The sequence below is a fragment of the Streptomyces sp. NPDC051940 genome, assembly GCF_040680895.1.
In the GTDB taxonomy this organism is placed as follows: domain Bacteria; phylum Actinomycetota; class Actinomycetes; order Streptomycetales; family Streptomycetaceae; genus Streptomyces.
In genome coordinates this window covers 1-17,048 of the sequence record NZ_JBFAXR010000029.1, presented here as the reverse complement: position 1 = coordinate 17,048, position 17,048 = coordinate 1, and the positions used below count along the sequence as shown (strand labels likewise).

Sequence of the window (17,048 nt, the reverse complement as noted above, 5' to 3'; positions counted from 1 at the left end):
CCCTCACCCGCGCCCCGCCACCCCCGCCCGGTACACCGCCGGCGTCACCCCCACCACCCGGCGGAACCACCGCGTCAGATGCGCCTGGTCCGCGAAGCCCACCAGCGCCGCCGCCTCCGCCGGGCGGACCCCCGCCGCCAGCAGCGCCCGCGCGCGGGTCACCCGGTGCTGCGCCAGCCAGGCGTACGGCGGCATCCCCATCGCGTCCCGGAACGCGCGCAGCACCTGGTACCGCGACAGGCCCAGGTCCGTGCCGATCTCGGCCAGGGACGGCGGGGCCCGCAGTTCGTCGGCGAGCCGGTCGCGCACCGCGCGGGCGATGCCCGGCGTGCCCGGTACGACGTCCCGTACCGGTGTGGCCCGGCCGTGGCGGCGCGAGAGTGCCGTCAGCAGCGGGGGCAGCCGCGACTCGGCCTCCAACCGCTCCCCCGTCGCGCTCACCGAGCGGTGCGCGGCGAGCAGCGCCGCGGCCAGCTCGGCGTCGTCGATGACCGGCTCGCGGAAGTGCGCGGCCGCCGTCACGCCCTCGGTGAGCAGCGGCATCGTCGGGTACAGCCCCCGGTACGCGTACCCGTCGCCGGCCGTCGGGCCGCCCGTGTGCGCCTCGCCGGGCGCGAGCAGCACGATGCTGCCGGGGCCGACGCGGTGGCGGGCGCCGCGGTAGTCGATGGTGGAGCTGCCCCCCGTACAGATGCCGAGGGCGAACTCGTCGTGGCAGTGCGGGGCGTAGCGGTGGGTGGTGAAGCGGGCCGTGATCAGGTCGAGGGCCTGGCCGGGGCCGAGTTCGGCCCGGGTCCAGGTCGCGGTGTCCCCGGACCCACCGGTGCGGGCGGAGTGCGGTGCGGCGGCCCCCATGGGGCGCATTCTGCTTTACGCTCGGGGGCCGTGGCCACGGAGTATCCGTACGAGATCCGCGTCCGCTGGTCGGGCGGTCCCGACAGCGGCACCCGCTCCCATGAGGCGTACCCCCGCGCGCACGAGATCACGGCCGCCGGTCCGCCGCCGATCCCCGGCAGCGCGGACGTCGGCGCGTTCCGCGGGGACGCCGACCGCTGGAATCCGGAGCAACTGCTCACCGCCGCCGTCGCCCAGGCCCATCTGCTCTGGTACCTACACCTGTGTACGGCGGACGGCGTCGTCGTCACGTCGTACGAGGACACCGCGACCGGTCTGCTGGTCGAGGGGGACACGGACCACGTCGGCGAGGTGGTGCTGCGGCCCCGGGTGACGGTCGCGGATCCGGCGACGGCCGAGCGGGCAAGGGCCCTGCACGCCGTGGCGGTGGAGCGGTCGTTCGTGGCCAACTCGGTGCGCTTCCCCGTCCGGGTGGAGGCGCACGTCACGGCGTGAACGCGGCCGCCCCCGCCCGCCACGCCCCGTCCAGGTCCGCGTCCGGCGGGAAGCGCCCGGCGAGCTCCAGGGCCACCATGCCGTGCGCGAACGCCCAGGCCGCCCGCGCACGGTCCGCGTCGCCGTCCACCGCGCGCAGCAGCGGGGCGGCGGCCCGGTCCTCCACCCCCGGGGGCAGCTCGTCGCGGTGCAGGGGGCGGTCGGTGGACAGGGTGTACAGATGCGGGTGGGCCAGGGCGTACGCCCGGTACGCGGCGGCCAGCGCGGGGAAGGAGTCGTCGTCGGCCGCCTCCAGGGCAGCGGCCAGCTCCGTGAAGGCCACCGCCGTCAGCTGCGTCGCGACGGCCGCCTTGTCGGGGAAGTGCTTGTAGAGCGAGGGCGCCTTGATGCCGAGGCGGTCCGCCAGCCGGCGCATGGTGAGCGCGTCGGCGCCCTCCTCCTCCAGCAGCGCGCGGGCGGCGGCCACGATCTGGCGGGCCCGCGGGCCCAGCCCGTCCGGTGCGTCAGCCACGCTGGAAGCCCTCCTTCGTACGAAGTCCGTAGCCGAGGGCGCGATCGTACGAGATGTGGGCCAGCCAGCCGCACAGCGCCGCGAAGGCGGGCGCCCAGACGACCGGGACGACGACGTACAGGGCCATCAGGGCGACGGGGACCAGGGCGCGGTGCGCGGCGTTGTAGTACGGCACGGTGCGGGCCGGCAGCTGTCCGCGGACGAGACCGGCGGTGTCCTTGGCGCCGACGAGGAACGTCAGGTCCGGGGCGATGAAGAAGAAGACGGCGAAGGCCGTCGCGAGCCAGCCGTGGTTGACGCCCTCCAGGACGGCGAAGGCGCTCCAGAAGAGCGCGTTGGCCAGCCAGGCGAGCCGCCGGGCGAGCCGGAGGGCGGGGAGGGTGCGGGCGGCGGGGGCGAGGGGCGCGGTGCTCATGGGCGGGGTCCCTTCCGGGTGGCAGGCCGTTCGGCTAACAGTGTTAGCCATACGGTAAGGCTAACACCGTTAGCCGGTCAAGCCTCCGCCAGGCGCACCCCCCACGCACCCGAGCCGCTTGACCTTGTCGCAGCGACAACGTTTCTACTGGTGTCATGCGAATCGGAGAGCTCGCCGCCCTCGCCGGCATCACCACGCGCGCCGTGCGGCACTACCACCGCATCGGGCTGCTGCCCGAGCCCCCGCGGCAGCCCAACGGCTACCGCGAGTACGCGCTGCGCGACGCCGTCGAGCTCGCCCGGATCCGGCGGCTCTCCGAGCTGGGGCTGAGCCTCGACGAGGTACGGGACGTACTCGCCGACGACGCCGGGAAGGACCTCGTGGAGGTGCTGGCCGAGCTGGACGCCGATCTGGCCCGGCAGGAGAAGGCCATCCGGCAGCGGCGCGAGCGGCTGGCGCTGTTGCTGAAGCAGGCGGAGGCGGACGGGCGGCTGCCCGCCGAGGCACCGGTCTCCCCGGAACTCGCCGCCCTCTTCGGCACCATGGCCCGCGCCTCCGCCGAGTTGCCCGGCCCCGAGCCGGCCATGGCGGCCAAGGAGCGGGAGCTGCTGGCCTTCCTGGAGACGACCGGGCACGGCGGCGGCGACTGGCTGCACGGCATGATGCGGGCCCTGGACTCCGACCCCGACGCGATGCGGCGGGCGTACGACGTCTACCACCGGCTCGACGAGCTGGCGGACGCCGCCGTGGACGATCCGCGCGTGGAGCGGACGGCGCGGGCGATCGTCGCGACCATCCCGCCGGAGGTGCTGTCCGTTCCGGAGGACGAGGAAGAGGTCGGCGGCGCTTTCGCGGAGGCGTTCTTCGCGGACTTCGCACCCGCGCAGGAGGCCGCCGTACGCCGCACCATCGAGCTGCTGCGGGAGCGTGCCCGATGACCGCCCCCGGCCCCCCTGCCGCGGAAGGCGGACCGGTGACCGCCCCCGGTACTGCGGATCGGCGCCAGGTCACCGCCCTCCGCAGGTCCGTGCGCTGGGGGTGCGTGGCCCTGCTCCCCCTCGAGCTGGTCGTCATCGTCTGCCTCGTCGGGCGGATCGACGTCCCTTCGCCGCTGCGAGCGGGCGTCGAGTTGGCGATGCTCGCCCTCCTGGCGGGCGGCGGCACCCTTCTCACGCTCGACTACCGCCGGCACCGCGCCGCCGGAACCGACAGCCGTTCCGCGCTGCGAGCGGCCGTCGCCGACACCGTGCCGGCGGCCGTCGTCAAGCTGACCGTGCACGAGGTGAACCTGGGGACGAGCTGCCTGCGGTGGCTGGCCAGGCGGGGGCCGCACGGCGTGCCGGCGGGCGGCACGACGGTGAAGTACACCGCCGGCCAGGCGATGGTGGTCTTCGGCTTCCTGTTCGTCTCCGTCGTCGAGACCGTGGCGCTGTACTTCGCGCTGCTGCGGTGGCCGGCGGTGCACCTCGTCGTGACGGTGCTCGACGTGTGGGGGCTGTACTTCATCGTCGCCCTGCACGCCTCCTGCGTCGTACGGCCGCACGTCATCGGCGCGGACGGCTCACTGCGGCTGCGGTACGGGGCGCTGGTGGACGTGCGGATACCGGCGGAGCTGATCGCCTCCGCGCACCTCGACCGCCGCTACCCCGAACGCCCGCTGCTCTCCGCGGCCGAGGACGGCACCGCCGACCTCGCGGTGGCGAGCCAGACGAACGTCACCGTCCGGCTCACCGGACCCGTCCCCTTCACCCGGGCGCTGGGGCAGCGGGGCGAGGCGAGCGCCTTCCGGTTCTACGCCGACGACCCGAGGTCCGCCGTGTCGGCGCTCTCCGCCGGCGCGAAGCGCACGGGCGTGACCCCCGGTTCGGCGGAGACCAGCCGCACCCGCAGCCGGTGACCCAGCGGCAGCTCGGGCCCGTCGACGCGGCCGATGACCGCGGGCTCGTACAACTGGACCGTCCCGCGCGTCGGTCTGCGCTCGTCGACGTCGACGACCCGGCTGTCGAACTCCTCCCCGATCCGGTCGCTCATCAGCGCGGCCTCGACGAGGTCGACGCAGCCGCGCTCCAGCTTGTTCGCCCGCGTCGTGCCCTGCGCCATCTCCTCCGGGAGGGCGGGCAGCGCCTCGCGCACCCAGTCGGGCGGCTCCTGTCCGGCGCAGGCGGCCAGGCACAGCTCGCCGGTGTAGCGGTCGACGAGGCGGCGCAGGGGCGCGGTGGCGTGGGCGTACTCGTCGGCGACGGCCGTGTGCTCGCGGGCCTCGGGGGGCGCCCCGTCGAACACGGTGTAGCCGGCGCCGCGCAGCAGGCCGGTGCACTCCTGGAGGAACGCGGCGTGGTTGGCGCGCTGCGGGTTGAGGGAGCGGATGACGTCGGTGTAGTCGCGGTCCTTGGGCCAGTCGACGTCCAGAGCGCGGGCCACGCGGCGCAGATAGGCCAGCGCGGCGGGCGCGGCGGGCGGCAGCGTACGCAGCACGCCGGTGCCGGCGCGGAGCATCATGTCGGCGGCGACCATGCCCGTCAGCAGGGAGATCTGGGCGTTCCAGCCGTCGGCGGGGAGCGGCGCGCGGTACTCCAGGTCGTACCGGCCGCCGTCCCGGGCGATGATCTCCTGCTCCGGTACGCCGAGCGAGATGCCGCCGCGGGCGCGCTCCTGCTCCTCGCGCAGCACGCCGATGTCGCGCAGCAGGGCCAGGGGCTCCTCGGCGGTGCCCTCGTCGATGTCCTTCTGCACGCCGTCGTAGTCCAGCCGGGCGCGGCTGCGCACCAGCGCGCGCTCGACGCTCGCGGTCTTGACCTCGCCGGTGGAGTCCAGGTCGATCTGCCAGAGCAGGGCGGGCGCGGTCTGGTCGGGCAGCAGGCTGGCGGCGCCCTCGGAGAGGGACGGGGGGTGCAGGGGGACGCGCTCGTCGGGGAAGTAGAGCGTGGTCACCCGCTTGTGCGCCTCGGTGTCCAGGGCCCCGCCCGGCCGCACCCAGGCGGCGATGTCGGCGATGGCGTACAGCACGCGGTAGCCGCCGGAGGAGGCGCGTGTTAGGTACATGGCCTGGTCGAGGTCCATCGAGCCGGCCGGGTCGATGGTGAAGAAGGGGATGTCGGTGGCGTCCCGCTCCGGCAGGGCGGGGGCCTTGGCGACGGCCTCCGCCTCGTCGAGCACGTCCGGCGGGAAACCGGACGGCACCTGCGCCTGGACGCGCAGCTCACGCAGGGCGCGGGTGAGCGCTGTGTCGGCGGCGGCAGCGCTGCAGCGCATCAAACGATGGGGCACGCATATCACCCTAAACGGGACCGGTGGACCTGGCTCCCCGGCTGACCCAGGTGCGCGTACGCATGCCCCGGTACGGCAGACTCGTCCCGGCGCGCGACACCGAACACCTCAAGGAGAACCCCGTGCTAGTGCTCCTCCCGCCCTCGGAGGGCAAGGCCGCCGGCCGCCGCGGCGCGCCGCTCGACCCCGGCTCGCTGTCCCTGCCCGGGCTGGCGCCCGCGCGGGAGGCCGTGCTGGACGCCCTGGTGACGCTGTGCCGCGGGGACGAGGACAAGGCCGTGCAGGCGCTCAGTCTCAGCGAGGGGCTGCGCGGCGAGGTCGCGAAGAACGCCGCGCTGCGCACCGCACCCACCCGCCCGGCGGGCCAGATCTACAGCGGGGTGCTGTACGACGCGCTGGACCTGGCGTCCCTCAGCCCGGCGGCCAAGCGCCGGGCGGGCGCCCAGCTGCTCATCTTCTCCGGCCTGTGGGGCGCGGTCCGGGTGGGCGACCGCATCCCGGCCTACCGCTGCTCGATGGGCGTCAGCCTGCCCGGGACGGGCGCGCTGGGCACGTACTGGCGTACGGCGATGGCCGACGTCCTGCCCGAGGCGGCGGGCGGCGGTCTGGTGCTGGACCTGCGCTCCTCGGCGTACGCGGCGGCGTGGAAGCCGCAGGGCGCGCCGGCGGAGCGGACGGCGACGGTGCGGGTGCTGCACGCGCAGCTGGTGGACGGCGTGGAGAAGCGGTCGGTGGTCAGCCACTTCAACAAGGCGACGAAGGGCCGCATCGTCCGCTCCCTGCTCACCGAGGGCATCCGCCCGCGCCGCCCGGCGGAGCTCGTCGAGGCGCTGCGGGATCTGGGGTACGTCGTGGAGGCGCAGGCGCCCGCGCGGGGCGGGCGGGCCTGGCAGCTGGACGTGGTGGTCAGGGAGCTCTGAGGCCTGGGGGACGGGGGTGGATGTACGTTCGGTGACATTCGGCCTCGCCCCCTTCGGGCGTGCCGAGCCCGAAGGCGATACTGGGAGTATGCGGTTGCGGACCGTGGCCCACACCGCCGCCGGGCTGGCCCTGGCGGTCGCCACCGGCTGCACGGACGGCGGCGGGACGGACGCGGCGCCCACCACGGCACCGCCCAGCCGGTCCGCGTCACCGTCTACGTCTCCGTCTCCCTCGCCGTCGCCGGGTCCCGTGGACCCGGTGTCGATCCCGGCCCTGATCGAGCACGAGCACGACGGCTCGGACCTGCGGCTGGGCCGCGTACGGGTGCGCACCGGCTCGTACACGGGCTACGAGGTCACGTACCGGACCGACGGCCTGACGATCTCGGGCATCATGAACATCCCGCGCGGCGACGGCCCGTTCCCCGCGCTCGTGCTCACCCACGGGCACATCGACCCGGACATCTACACCACCGGCCGCGGACTCGCCCGCGAACAGGACCTGCTGGCCCGCAACGGCTACGTCGTCCTGCACACCGACTACCGCAACCACGCCGGCTCCGACAAGGATCCGGACAACGACGTCGACCTGCGCCTCGGTTACACGAAGGACGTGATCGGCGCGGTCCTGGCGCTGCGCGCCTCCGGCCGCCCGGAGATCGACGGCGGGCGGATCGGCCTGCTGGGCCGCTCCATGGGCGGCGGCGTGGTGTACAACACGCTGGTCGCGGCGCCCGGACTGGTGGACGCGGCGGTGGTGTTCGCGCCGGTGAGCTCCCGGCCGGAGGAGAACATCGACCGGTTCCAGCGCCCGAACGACGACCCGGTCGTGGGCCGCATCGAGCGCAAGCACGGAACGCCCCGGTCGGACCCGGAGTTCTGGCGGCAGGTCTCCCCCGCCACGTACTTCGACCGGATCACCGAACCGCTGCTGATCCACCACGGCACACAGGACACCAGCTGCCCCATCCGCTGGACACGGCAGACGGTGGCGGCCCTCGAACGCGCCGGCAAGGACGTGGAGCTGCGCGTCTACCGGGGCGAGGGGCACACGTTCGGCCCCCAGTGGCCGGCGTCGATGCGGGCGACGCTGGCGTTCCTGGAGCGGCGTCTGGGGTGAGCCGCCGGTGTGGGGCCGGTGAGCGGTCGCGGGCGGGGTACCGCGTCGGATCGTTCCGCGTACCCCGCCCGGGGTCAGCCGGTCACCAGCCACGTCCGCGTCGCCGTCGTACCGGCGCGCAGGTCCGGGTCGCGGAGCGACGCCGTCATGTCGGTGACCCGGGCCTGCACCGCGTGGGTGCGGCCGTCGCCGGCTGGGACGCCGAGGTCGCCCGGCACGACCTGGGTGGCGCCGCGGGCCGCGGTCGCCTCGCGGCCGTCGACGTACCAGCGGACCTGCAGGTCCGACAGCCCGGGGGTGAGCGGGGCGAGGGTGACGGAGACCGGGGTGTCGCGGTCCGTCGCGGTGGCGCCGCCGGAGGCGCCGCTGAGGGGGACGGCGTAGTCGTAGAAGCCGGCGATCAGTGCCTCGCGGCTGGGGAGGTTGAACTCCGTGCTCGCGAGCGTGAGCATGATCGAGGTCTGGGTGGGGCGGTAGATGCCCAGCGGGTGGTAGAAGGCTCCCTCGTACGTGCCCACGGTGCCGCCCGACGGATCGGCCTCGCCCAGCCAGCGGTGCCACTTCGTCTGCCGGGCGGCCATCCGGTCGGCGGTGAGCACGGAGGAGTTGGGGTACGGGACCTCGCCGCCGTGGTACGTGCCGTAGGTCGGGTACGTGTACTCGTCGGCCAGGAAGCCGATGGAGTGGCCGATCTCGTGCGCGGCGATCAGGCTGGAGCGGGCGTTGTCGGAGGAGAGGGTTGAGACGCCCGCGTAGCCGTAGTCGTCCTGCAGCTCCTGGTAGCCGGCGCCGCCGTACTTGGCGGAGTTGGAGATGACGACCACCAGGTCGGCCGCAGGGGCGAGATCGGCGTAGGACTTGACCTTGTCCAGGTCGGCGCAGATCAGGCGCTCGATGCCGTCGCACCAGAAGTAGCTGCCGAGGGCGGTGTCGCGTACGACGTCGGAGGTCGGGTCGCCGGAGATGCCGGACTGGTTGGAGACGGCGCCGACGGCCCAGACGTTCATCAGGCCGGTATAGCTGCGGTACGGCTCGATCGCGCTGACCTCGGCCCAGCGGGCGCGGGCGTCCGCCAGGAAGCCGTCCTGCTCGGCAAGCGTGTAGCCGTCGCCGATGACGGCGACGTCGAGCCGCTCGCCGGTGGACCCGGTCTGCGACAGGGGCGTCACGGCCCCGTCGGCCGCGGCCTCGACGGCGGAGAGCGGCCGCGCGCTGTCGCGGTGCGGCGCCCGGACGGGCACGTCCTTGGTACGGCCGTGCCCGCCGTCGGTGAAGTACTCGACGCGGGCGGTACGGTCGCCGGAGACGGCGCCGGTCGCTGTGGGGGCGAGGGCGGCACCGATCAGGGCGAGGGCAACGGCGACAAGACCCGCGGAGGCGGGCCTTCCCAGGCGTATGTGCACGGGGGTCCTCCGGGGGGGCGGGCGGGGTGGCTGCGGCTTGCTGCCGCGGACGCTTAAACGGCCAAGTAAATACACTTAACTGCCACTTAAGCGCGCACTAGAAGCTAGGCCCGCCCTATGCACATGTCAATCCCCGGAGATACGGGGAGACTTGCGGCCCTGCCGCGGCGCCGGGGGCGGCCGGGCACGGGACTTGCGGCCCGCCCGCGGCGCCGGGGGCGCCCGGGCACGGGACCTGCGGTCCACCCGCGACGCCGGGCGCGACCGGACAAGGAACTTGCACGCCTCCCCAGGCACCCGAGGGCGACCAGGCAAGAGGGGACCGCACGCCTCCCCAGACGCCGAGGGCGACCTGGCCTCCCAGGCGCCGACGGTGACCTGGCGGAACGGTGACGGGTGGCGTGTGGGTGGGGGCAATCCCCGCGCCGAAGGCGCGGGGCGGCGCCGGCGGCAAACGCAAACCGCCCACCCGGCAAAGGCCGGACGAGGCGCCGAAGGCGCGGGGCGGCGCCGGCCGCGGACGCAACCCGCCCACCCGCAACCGCCGAAGGCGGGACGCGTACCGACACGTGCGCCGATTTCGCCAACTGATCCGCTCCGGCCCCGTGCCACACGGAGCCGCGCTGCATAGAGTTGCCCTCACGCGCACCGGCCACGGGGGGCCGCGGGGCACACAACCGCCCGGACGCTAAAGCGCGCAGCGCGACGCGCGGACGGATGGAAGGAAGGAAGGACGGCGCCATGACCGCCGAACAGCAGCTGCCGGCCCTGGGCGGCGACACCCCCGCCGAAATCGGCAGACGCGTCCTGCGCCTGCGTACGGAACTCGGCCTCACCCAGCGCCAGCTGGCCGAGCCGGCGTACAGCGCGGCCTACGTCTCCACACTCGAGGCCGGCAAGGTGAACCCCTCCCCCGCCGCCCTGCGCCATCTCGCCGAACGCCTCGGCGTCTCCGCGGAGGAGCTGGCCACCGGCCGCCCCGCCCAGCTGGCGACCGTGCTGCGCGCCAAGCTCACCGACGCGCAGCGAGCCCTGGCGACGGGCGACCCGGCGGAGGCGTCGAAGAGCTACGCGCAGCTGCTCGCGGAGGCCACCGAACTCGGCCTGGACGACGAACGGGCCACCGCCCTGATGGGGCTGGGGCACTGCGCGATGGAGATGGGCGAGCTGCGGGACGCCCGCACGCACTTCGAGGAGGCGCAGCGCCTCCTCGCCGACGCCCCGCCCGCCCAGCGCGCACGCGCCGTACGCGGGCGCGCGGTCGCGCATCTGCTCGCCGGTGAACTCCGCTACTCCATCTACCTCCTGGAGACCGCCCTGGAGGAGCTGAACGTCGCCGGTCTCAACGACCCCGACGCCCTGCTCCTGCTCCATTCCGCGTCCATCGGCCCGTACATGGACCTCGGCTCCCACGCCCGCGCCGCCCAGGCCGCCGAACTGGCCCTCGCCCTGGCCCCGAAGGTCTCCGACCCCGCCGCGATCGCGTCCCTGCACCGCGCGGTGGCCCGCACGCTGATCGCCGAGGGCCGGATAGCGGAGGCCGACGCCTCACTCGCCAAGGCCGCCGACCTGTACCAGCAGCTGCACATCCGGACCGAGCTGGCCCACTGCCACTGGATGCGCGGTTACGTCCACGCCCAGCACGACAACCTCGAACTGGCCGAGCAGGAGCTGCGTACGGCCCGCGCCATGCTCGCGGAGAAGCGCGCCGTGCTGTACACCACGCAGGTGGAGGTGGAGCTGGCCGACGTACTGCGCCGCCGCGACAAGGCGGACGAGGCCGAGGAGCTGCTCACCAGCCTGCTGGACCCGGCCCGCCAGGACTTCGGCGCCGTGCACGCCGCCGCCGCGCACCGGCTGCTGGGCCTGATGGCGGAGGACCGGGGCGCGGACGAGACGGCGGAGGAGCACTACGTCCTCGCCCTGTCCCTGCTGGAGAACGCGGGCGCGGCCGGCGACCTCGCCGACCTCTGCCGGCTGCTGGGCGACCTCTTCCGCCGCGCGGGCCGTACGGAGGCGGCGCTCGACGCGTACCGCACGGGCCTCGGCCACCGAGCGGCACCGGGGACCACCACGCTGGGCCGCCGGTGAGCGCCGTACCGGACCGCCCCTGACGCGTTGCACCCCGCGCAACGCGCGTTGCACGGCGTTTCCCACCCGGGCAGGATGACCGGCATGAGCGCCACCGCCCCCACCTCCGTCCTCACCATCGCCCCCGTCATCCCCGTCGTCGTCATCGACGACGCCGTGCAGGCCGTCCCGATGGCGCGTGCGCTGGTACGGGGCGGGCTGACGGCGATCGAGATCACGCTGCGGACGGCGGCCGGCCTGGACGCGATCCGGGCGGTACGGGACGAGGTGCCGGACGCCGTGGTCGGCGCCGGCACCGTGGTGCGGGCCGGGGACCCGGCGCGGGCGGTCGAGGCTGGTGCGCGGTTCCTGGTCAGCCCCGGCTGGAGCGAGGGGCTGCTGGACGCGATGCGCGCGACGGGAGTGCCGTTCCTGCCCGGGGTGTCGACCGTGTCGGAGGTCGTGCGGCTGCTGGAGCTGGGGGTGGACGAGCTGAAGTTCTTCCCGGCGGAGGCCGCGGGCGGCACGGCATACCTGAAGTCCCTGGCGTCCCCCCTCCCCCAGGCCCGTTTCTGCCCCACGGGCGGCATCACCCCGGCCTCGGCGCCGTCCTACCTCGCCCTCCCCAACGTCGCCTGCGTGGGCGGCTCGTGGATGGTCCCGGCGGACGCCCTGGCGGCCGGGGACTGGGCCCGGGTGGAGAAGCTGGCCGCGGAGGCGGCGTCCCTGGGCTGACCGGGCGGGGGCGCGGGGGCGCCACCCGCCTCAGCGCAGGTGTGCCGTGTCGTTCAGCAGCCGCACCGACGCGTTGCCGTCCCCGTAGTACGCGACAGCCGACAGCGACGCGGCCGCGAGCTCCATCCGGAACATCGACTCCGGCGGCGCCCCCAGCGCCAGCCGCACCAGCGTCTTCACCGGCGTCACATGCGTGACGACGAGCACCGTCTTGCCCGCGTACCGCGCGAGCAGCTTGTCCCGGGCCACCGCCACCCGCCGCGCGACCGCGGCGAAGGACTCGCCGCCGCCCGTCGGCTGGGCCTGCGAGGACTTCAGCCACGCCGCCAGATCGTCCGGATGGCGCTCCTGGACCTCCGCGAACGTCAGCCCCTCCCACGCGCCGAAGTCCGTCTCCCGCAGCGCGTCCTCGACCCGCACCTGGAGTCCGAGCCGGCCCGCGACCACCGAGGCCGTCTCCCGGCACCGGGCCAGCGGCGAGCTGACGATCGCCTGCACCGTGCCGCGCGACGCAAGGAGGGACGCGACCGAGGCGGCCTGCCGGCGGCCGGCGTCGGACAGCGACGGATCGCCCGTACCGGAGAACCGCTTCTGCGGGGTCAGCGGGGTCTCCCCGTGCCGCAGCAGGACGAGCGTCGTCGGCGTCCCGAGGTCCGCCGCCCAGCCGACGGGCCGGGGCGCGGGTTCCGCCTCCTCCGCCTCGGGTTCCTCGGCGACCTGCAGCGCGGCCGAGGAGGCCCGCGGTGACCACTGCTCGCCCCGCTTGCCCGCGTCCATGGCCTCGTTGGCGAGCCGGTCCGCGTGCTTGTTCTTCTCGCGCGGGATCCACTCGTACGACACCTGCCCGGCGGGGAGGACCTCCCGCGCCTCGGCGGCGAGCGGCTTCATGTCGGGGTGCTTGATCTTCCAGCGGCCCGACATCTGCTCCACGACCAGCTTGGAGTCCATCCGCACCTGTACGGACGCGGACGGGTCCAGCTCGCGCGCGGCCCGCAGACCGGCGACCAGCCCGCGGTACTCGGCGACGTTGTTCGTCGCGACCCCGATGTACTCGGCGGCCTCCGCCAGTACGCCGCCGGTCGCGGCGTCACGGACCAGGGCGCCGTAGCCCGCGGGCCCCGGGTTGCCCCGGGAGCCGCCGTCCGCCTCCACGATGAAACGCCTGCCCATGACGCGAGCGCTCAGATGCCGGACTCGGGCGTACGGACCAGGATGCGGCTGCAGTTCTCGCACCGCACCACCGTGTCGGGGGCGGCGGCGCGGATCTCGTTGAGCTCGGTGATCGCCAGCTCCTGGCGGCAGCCCTCGCAGCGCTTCTGGAAGAGCCGGGCCGCGCCGACACCGCCCTGCTGCTGGCGCAGCCTGTCGTAGAGCTTCAGCAGATCTGCGGGCACCGAGCCCGCGATGACCTCGCGCTCCTTGCCGACCGTGCCGGCCTCGGCGTCGATCTCGGACACCACGGTGTCGCGGCGGGTGGTCGCGTCGGCGACCTTCGCCTCGACGGAGCTCACCCGCTCGGTCAGCTCGGTGACGCGCTCCTGGGCGGACTCGCGGCGCTCCATGACCTCCAGGACGACGTCCTCCAGATCGCTCTGGCGGCGGGCGAGGGAGACGATCTCGCGCTGCAGGTTCTCGAGGTCCTTGGGGGACGTGACGGCGCCGGAGTCGAGGCGCTTCTGGTCGCGGGCGGCGCGCTGGCGGACCTGGTCGACGTCCTGCTCGGCCTTGGTCTGCTCGCGGGCCGTGTCGGAGTCCTCGGTCTGGGCGGCGATCAGCAGGTCGCGCTGCTGCTTGAGGTCGGCCTCGAGGCCGGTGATCTCTGCGTGCTCGGGCAGGTTCTTGCGCTTGTGCGCGAGCTGGGTCAGCCGGACGTCGAGGGCCTGGACGTCCAGGAGGCGGATCTGGTCGGCGGGCGCGGCGTTCAAGCGAGATGCTCCGTGGAGTGAGGAGGGCTGGAGGGCGGGACGGAGAGAGCCGTCCAGGGATCGGTGACCAGGGACGAGACATGCACGCGCAGGTCCCAGCCCTTCCGGTCGGAGATCTGGTCGAGCTGGGCGGCGGCCTGCTCGCACCAGGGCCATTCGGTGGCCCAGTGCGCGGCGTCCACCAGGAACGGGCGGCCGTCGCCGGAGAGGCCCTGCTGCTGGGCCTCGGACACCGGGTGGTGGCGCAGGTCGGCCGTCAGATAGACGTCGGCGCCCGCACGTCGTACATCGGCGAAGAGGCTGTCGCCGGAGCCGCCGCAGACGGCGACCGTGCGCACCTCGCGGTGCGGGTCGCCGGCGACGCGGATGCCCTGCGCGGTGCGCGGCAGCCGGGCGGCGGCGAGGTCGGCGAAGGCGGCGAGGGTCATCGGGGTGTCGAGCTCGCAGACGCGGCCGAGGCCGCGCCTGCCGCCGGGATCGGTCTCGTCGGGGACGAGCGGCCCGGTGATCCGCAGACCGAGCGCGCCCGCGAGGGCGTCGGAGACGCCGGGGTCGGCGCGGTCGGCGTTGGTGTGGGCGACGTGCAGCGCGATGTCGTTCTTGATAAGCGTGTGGACGACGCGGCCCTTGAAGGTCGCCGCCGACACGGTGGACGTGCCGCGCAGATAGAGCGGGTGGTGCGTGACCAGCAGGTCCGCGCCCAGCTTCACGGCCTCGTCGACGACCTCCTGGACGGGATCCACGGCGAACAGGACGCGCGTGACGGCCGCCTCCGGGTCACCGCAGACGGTGCCGACGGCATCCCAGGACTCGGCCCGGTCGGGGGGCCAGAGTGCTTCGAGGGCGGCGATGACTTCCTGCAGAACGGGCACGGCCCAAGGCTACCGCCCCCACCGCCGACACCCCCGCCCACCTGTGGACAACCAGGGCGGGCGGGGGTGGGGTCCGGGGCCGCGGCCCCGGCGCCGGCTACTTGACCAGCTGCTCGCGCAGGTCCGCGAGGACCTCGTGGGCCGCGGTCACGCCGAGGCCGAGGTACCACGTCTCGTCCGGGACGTCCTTCGCCTGGCCGGCCTTGACCGCGCCGAGGTTCTTCCACAGGGGGTTGCCCTGGGCCTGGGTGCGGGCCGTGGCCTTCGGGTCGCCGTAGACGCCGGTGAAGATCCAGTCCGCGTCGGCCTCGTCGATCCGCTCCGGGCTGATCTCCGCCGCCAGATCGTTGATCTGCTGGTTCTTCGGCCGCGGCAGCCCGACGTCCTCGAGGATCGTGCCGATGAAGGACGCCTTCGCGTACAGCCGGATCTTGCCCGGCATGAAGCGGAGCATGGTGATGGTCGGCTTGTCCGCGCCGAGGTCCGCGCCGAGCTTCTCCGCCTCGGCCTGGTACGCGGCCAGCTGCTGCTCCGCCTCCGCGGTCTTGTCGAGGGCGGCGGCGTTCAGCAGGAAGTTCTCCTTCCAGGTGAAGCCGGGGCGGATGGAGAAGACGGTCGGCGCGATCTTCGACAGCGCGTCGTACTTGTCCGCGGCCCGCAGCTCGCTGCCCAGGATCAGATCGGGCTTCAGGCCCGCGATCGCCTCGAGGTTGAGGTTGTTGATCGTGCCGACGGACTTCGGCTCGCCCGCCTTGGCGGCGAGGTAGCCGGGGATGCCGTCGTCGCCCTCGGTGGGGCTGTAGCCGACGGGCTGCACGCCGAGGGAGACGACGTTGTCCAGCTCGCCGACGTCGAGGACGACGACCCGCTTCGGCTCCGACTCGAGGACGGTCTCGCCCATCCGGTGCTTGATGGTGCGCGGCCACTCGCCCGGCTTCGCGTCGGTGCCGAGGGCGGCGGTCTCCTTCGCGGCGGAGGAGAAGTCCTCGCCGCCCTGGGCGACCGACTTCTTGTCGTGCGCCGGCTTGCCCTCCGTACCGCTGTCGGATCCGGAGGACCCGCAGGCGGCGAGGGACAGGGCGGCTGCGACGGCCACGGCGACGGCGGGTATGCCTCGGCGGCGTACGGACATCGGGAACTCTCCAGATCAAGGCTCTTTAGGTGAGCCTTACCTAATCACACGGGACACGCGGATTCACAACCGCCCTCTGCCGAAGCACACCCTTCCGAACCCCCGCAGCCCAAACGCTCCAACCGCCACCCTTATGTGTGAAGGTCACCGACTCGCGTTGTTCGTCTGGAAGTGCGAACCCTACGTTCGGGCACCGGGAGGTGGAGCCGGCATGACGACGACGGCAGCCCTGGAGACGACAGCTGACGACGGCACGACGGCACGGCGTACGGGGTTCACGATCGCGGCGGACGGTTCGTACGCCGCCTGTCTGGCCACGGACCGCGCCGAGAACTGGTACCCGGAGCGGTGGACGCTGGGCGGCCCCGAGCCGTACACCGTGCCGCTGCCCTGTGCGCAGCCCGAGGACTCGCAGAGCACGGTCCTGCCGCTGCCGGACGGCCGGGTGCTGATCCGCCGGCTCACCGACGGCAGGCATCAGCTCTCCCTGCTCTACCCCTCGGGACCGGCCACGGGCGAGCAGCAGTGCGGGGCGGTCGAGGCGGAGGAGCTGCTACTCGTCCCGCCGGCCGTGGACCGGGGCGAGGTGTACGCGCTGGCCCCGGGCGACGCCTCGACGAAGGTGTGGCTGGTGCACGGCGGCGGGCCGGGCCCGGCCCTGGCCGCCGAGGTGCCCGGCCGGTGCACGGGCGGCCGCTGGCTGGACCGCGGCGGGGCGCTGCTGGCACTGGACCGCGAACTCGACGGCCGTACGAAGACCGTGGCCGTCGACCTTTCGCGCGCCGGAGACGTCACCCCTCTGCTGCAGATCACGGACGACAGCAACGACCGCCTGCTGCTGGCGGATCCGGACAGCGGTCTGCTGCTCGTCCGCTCGGACGCGCCCGGCGAGGACCGTCTCGGCTGGGGTGTGCTGGGCAGTCTGCGCCCGGTGCGGTTCTCGCTGAGGGTGCCCGGCGCGACGCTCACCCCGCTCGCCGTCCAGCCCGGCCAGGTGCTGACCCCCGAACGCTGCGGGGTGGCCCTGCGGCTGGACGGACCGGCGGGCATGTGGCTCGGCGTCTGGCGGCCCGGGGACCGCGAACTTCGCCATCTGCCACCGCCGCTGGGCTGGGTCCCGGGCACCGCCTTGTGGACCGCCTCCGGCGAGCTCCGTCTGCCGTACGCGACGGAGGACCAGCTCTGCGGGCTGGCCAGGATCACCCTGCCGGATCCGGGCCCCCTGCCCGCAGCGACGCTGCCCGCCCCGCCCGAGCGGGCAGCAGCCCGGGGGCCTGCGCCCCCCCCGCCGCCCGCGCCCGCCCCCCCCACCCCCCACACGCCGCGCG

The 17,048-nt window shown here is 74.2% G+C and carries 17 protein-coding genes; 8 read left to right on the top strand and 9 right to left on the bottom strand.

The features are described 5' to 3' along the window. Positions 1-3: 3 nt before the first annotated feature. Positions 4-855, bottom strand: coding sequence for an AraC family transcriptional regulator (locus AB0M28_RS14375; protein WP_365403154.1), 852 nt, complete (start codon positions 853-855; stop codon positions 4-6). 30 nt (positions 856-885) lie between these two features. Between AB0M28_RS14375 and AB0M28_RS14370 the strand changes: the two genes are divergently transcribed. After that, the gene (locus AB0M28_RS14370) at positions 886-1,350 is read left to right on the top strand and encodes an OsmC family protein (RefSeq protein WP_365403151.1); all 465 of its coding nucleotides are present in this window, start codon (positions 886-888) and stop codon (positions 1,348-1,350) included. Here the strand turns inward: AB0M28_RS14370 and AB0M28_RS14365 are convergent. After that, entirely contained in the window at positions 1,340-1,840 is a 501-nt protein-coding gene (locus AB0M28_RS14365) for a helix-turn-helix domain-containing protein (protein ID WP_365403282.1), read from the bottom strand. The two genes, AB0M28_RS14370 and AB0M28_RS14365, sit on opposite strands and share 11 nt — an antisense overlap. A gap of 13 nt (positions 1,841-1,853) precedes the next feature. Continuing rightward, positions 1,854-2,276 carry a DUF4260 family protein gene (locus tag AB0M28_RS14360; RefSeq protein ID WP_365403148.1) on the bottom strand — a complete coding sequence of 141 codons (423 nt, stop codon included), beginning with the start codon at positions 2,274-2,276 and terminating at the stop codon, positions 1,854-1,856. A 155-nt stretch (positions 2,277-2,431) separates the two neighbouring features. Here AB0M28_RS14360 and AB0M28_RS14355 point away from each other — a divergent pair, with 155 nt between their 5' ends. Then, on the top strand, positions 2,432-3,214 hold the full coding sequence (locus AB0M28_RS14355) for a MerR family transcriptional regulator (protein ID WP_365403145.1): 783 nt from the start codon (positions 2,432-2,434) through the stop codon (positions 3,212-3,214). A gap of 104 nt (positions 3,215-3,318) precedes the next feature. Beyond that, positions 3,319-4,173 (top strand): hypothetical protein, encoded by an 855-nt coding sequence (locus AB0M28_RS14350; protein WP_365403143.1) that lies wholly within the window; start codon positions 3,319-3,321, stop codon positions 4,171-4,173. On the opposite strand, the gene AB0M28_RS14345 is transcribed toward AB0M28_RS14350, so the two are convergent. Further along, a complete protein-coding gene (locus AB0M28_RS14345; protein ID WP_365403140.1) occupies positions 4,068-5,543 on the bottom strand; it encodes an RNB domain-containing ribonuclease in 1,476 nt (491 codons plus the stop codon). The genes AB0M28_RS14350 and AB0M28_RS14345 overlap by 106 nt on opposite strands. Before the next feature lie 122 nt (positions 5,544-5,665). On the opposite strand from AB0M28_RS14345, the gene yaaA reads away from it, so the two are divergent. Both yaaA and AB0M28_RS14335 read left to right on the top strand, forming a co-directional pair. Continuing rightward, positions 5,666-6,463: a peroxide stress protein YaaA gene (yaaA, locus tag AB0M28_RS14340; protein ID WP_365403279.1), complete on the top strand. Its 798-nt coding sequence runs from the start codon at positions 5,666-5,668 to the stop codon at positions 6,461-6,463. Positions 6,464-6,551: 88 nt separating this feature from the next. Next, entirely contained in the window at positions 6,552-7,583 is a 1,032-nt protein-coding gene (locus AB0M28_RS14335) for an alpha/beta fold hydrolase (protein WP_365403137.1), read from the top strand. Positions 7,584-7,657: 74 nt separating this feature from the next. Here AB0M28_RS14335 and AB0M28_RS14330 read toward each other — a convergent pair whose 3' ends face one another. Beyond that, entirely contained in the window at positions 7,658-8,986 is a 1,329-nt protein-coding gene (locus tag AB0M28_RS14330; protein ID WP_365403134.1) for a M64 family metallopeptidase, read from the bottom strand. Between the two features lie 741 nt (positions 8,987-9,727). Here AB0M28_RS14330 and AB0M28_RS14325 point away from each other — a divergent pair. Together AB0M28_RS14325 and eda are read left to right on the top strand one after the other, a co-directional pair. Next, a complete protein-coding gene (locus AB0M28_RS14325) occupies positions 9,728-11,077 on the top strand; it encodes a helix-turn-helix domain-containing protein (RefSeq protein ID WP_365403131.1) in 1,350 nt (449 codons plus the stop codon). A gap of 84 nt (positions 11,078-11,161) precedes the next feature. Continuing rightward, positions 11,162-11,791, top strand: a complete 630-nt coding sequence (gene eda / locus AB0M28_RS14320) for a bifunctional 4-hydroxy-2-oxoglutarate aldolase/2-dehydro-3-deoxy-phosphogluconate aldolase (RefSeq protein WP_365403128.1) — start codon at positions 11,162-11,164, stop codon at positions 11,789-11,791. A gap of 30 nt (positions 11,792-11,821) precedes the next feature. Here eda and AB0M28_RS14315 read toward each other — a convergent pair whose 3' ends face one another. The 4 genes from AB0M28_RS14315 to AB0M28_RS14300 all read right to left on the bottom strand — a co-directional run bounded on the left by AB0M28_RS14315 (position 11,822) and on the right by AB0M28_RS14300 (position 15,720). Next, complete coding sequence (locus tag AB0M28_RS14315; RefSeq protein ID WP_365403125.1) at positions 11,822-12,961, bottom strand: bifunctional RNase H/acid phosphatase; 1,140 nt, start codon at positions 12,959-12,961, stop codon at positions 11,822-11,824. Positions 12,962-12,972: 11 nt separating this feature from the next. Further along, positions 12,973-13,716 (bottom strand): C4-type zinc ribbon domain-containing protein, encoded by a 744-nt coding sequence (locus AB0M28_RS14310; RefSeq protein WP_365403122.1) that lies wholly within the window; start codon positions 13,714-13,716, stop codon positions 12,973-12,975. Beyond that, entirely contained in the window at positions 13,713-14,588 is an 876-nt protein-coding gene (locus AB0M28_RS14305; protein ID WP_365403119.1) for a Nif3-like dinuclear metal center hexameric protein, read from the bottom strand. Before AB0M28_RS14305 ends, AB0M28_RS14310 begins: the two co-directional genes overlap by 4 nt. 97 nt (positions 14,589-14,685) lie before the next feature. Further along, positions 14,686-15,720 (bottom strand): iron-siderophore ABC transporter substrate-binding protein, encoded by a 1,035-nt coding sequence (locus AB0M28_RS14300; protein ID WP_365403116.1) that lies wholly within the window; start codon positions 15,718-15,720, stop codon positions 14,686-14,688. A 211-nt stretch (positions 15,721-15,931) separates the two neighbouring features. Here AB0M28_RS14300 and AB0M28_RS14295 point away from each other — a divergent pair. After that, the coding region (locus AB0M28_RS14295; protein ID WP_365403113.1) for a hypothetical protein at positions 15,932-17,048 on the top strand (1,117 nt) is incomplete at its 3' end.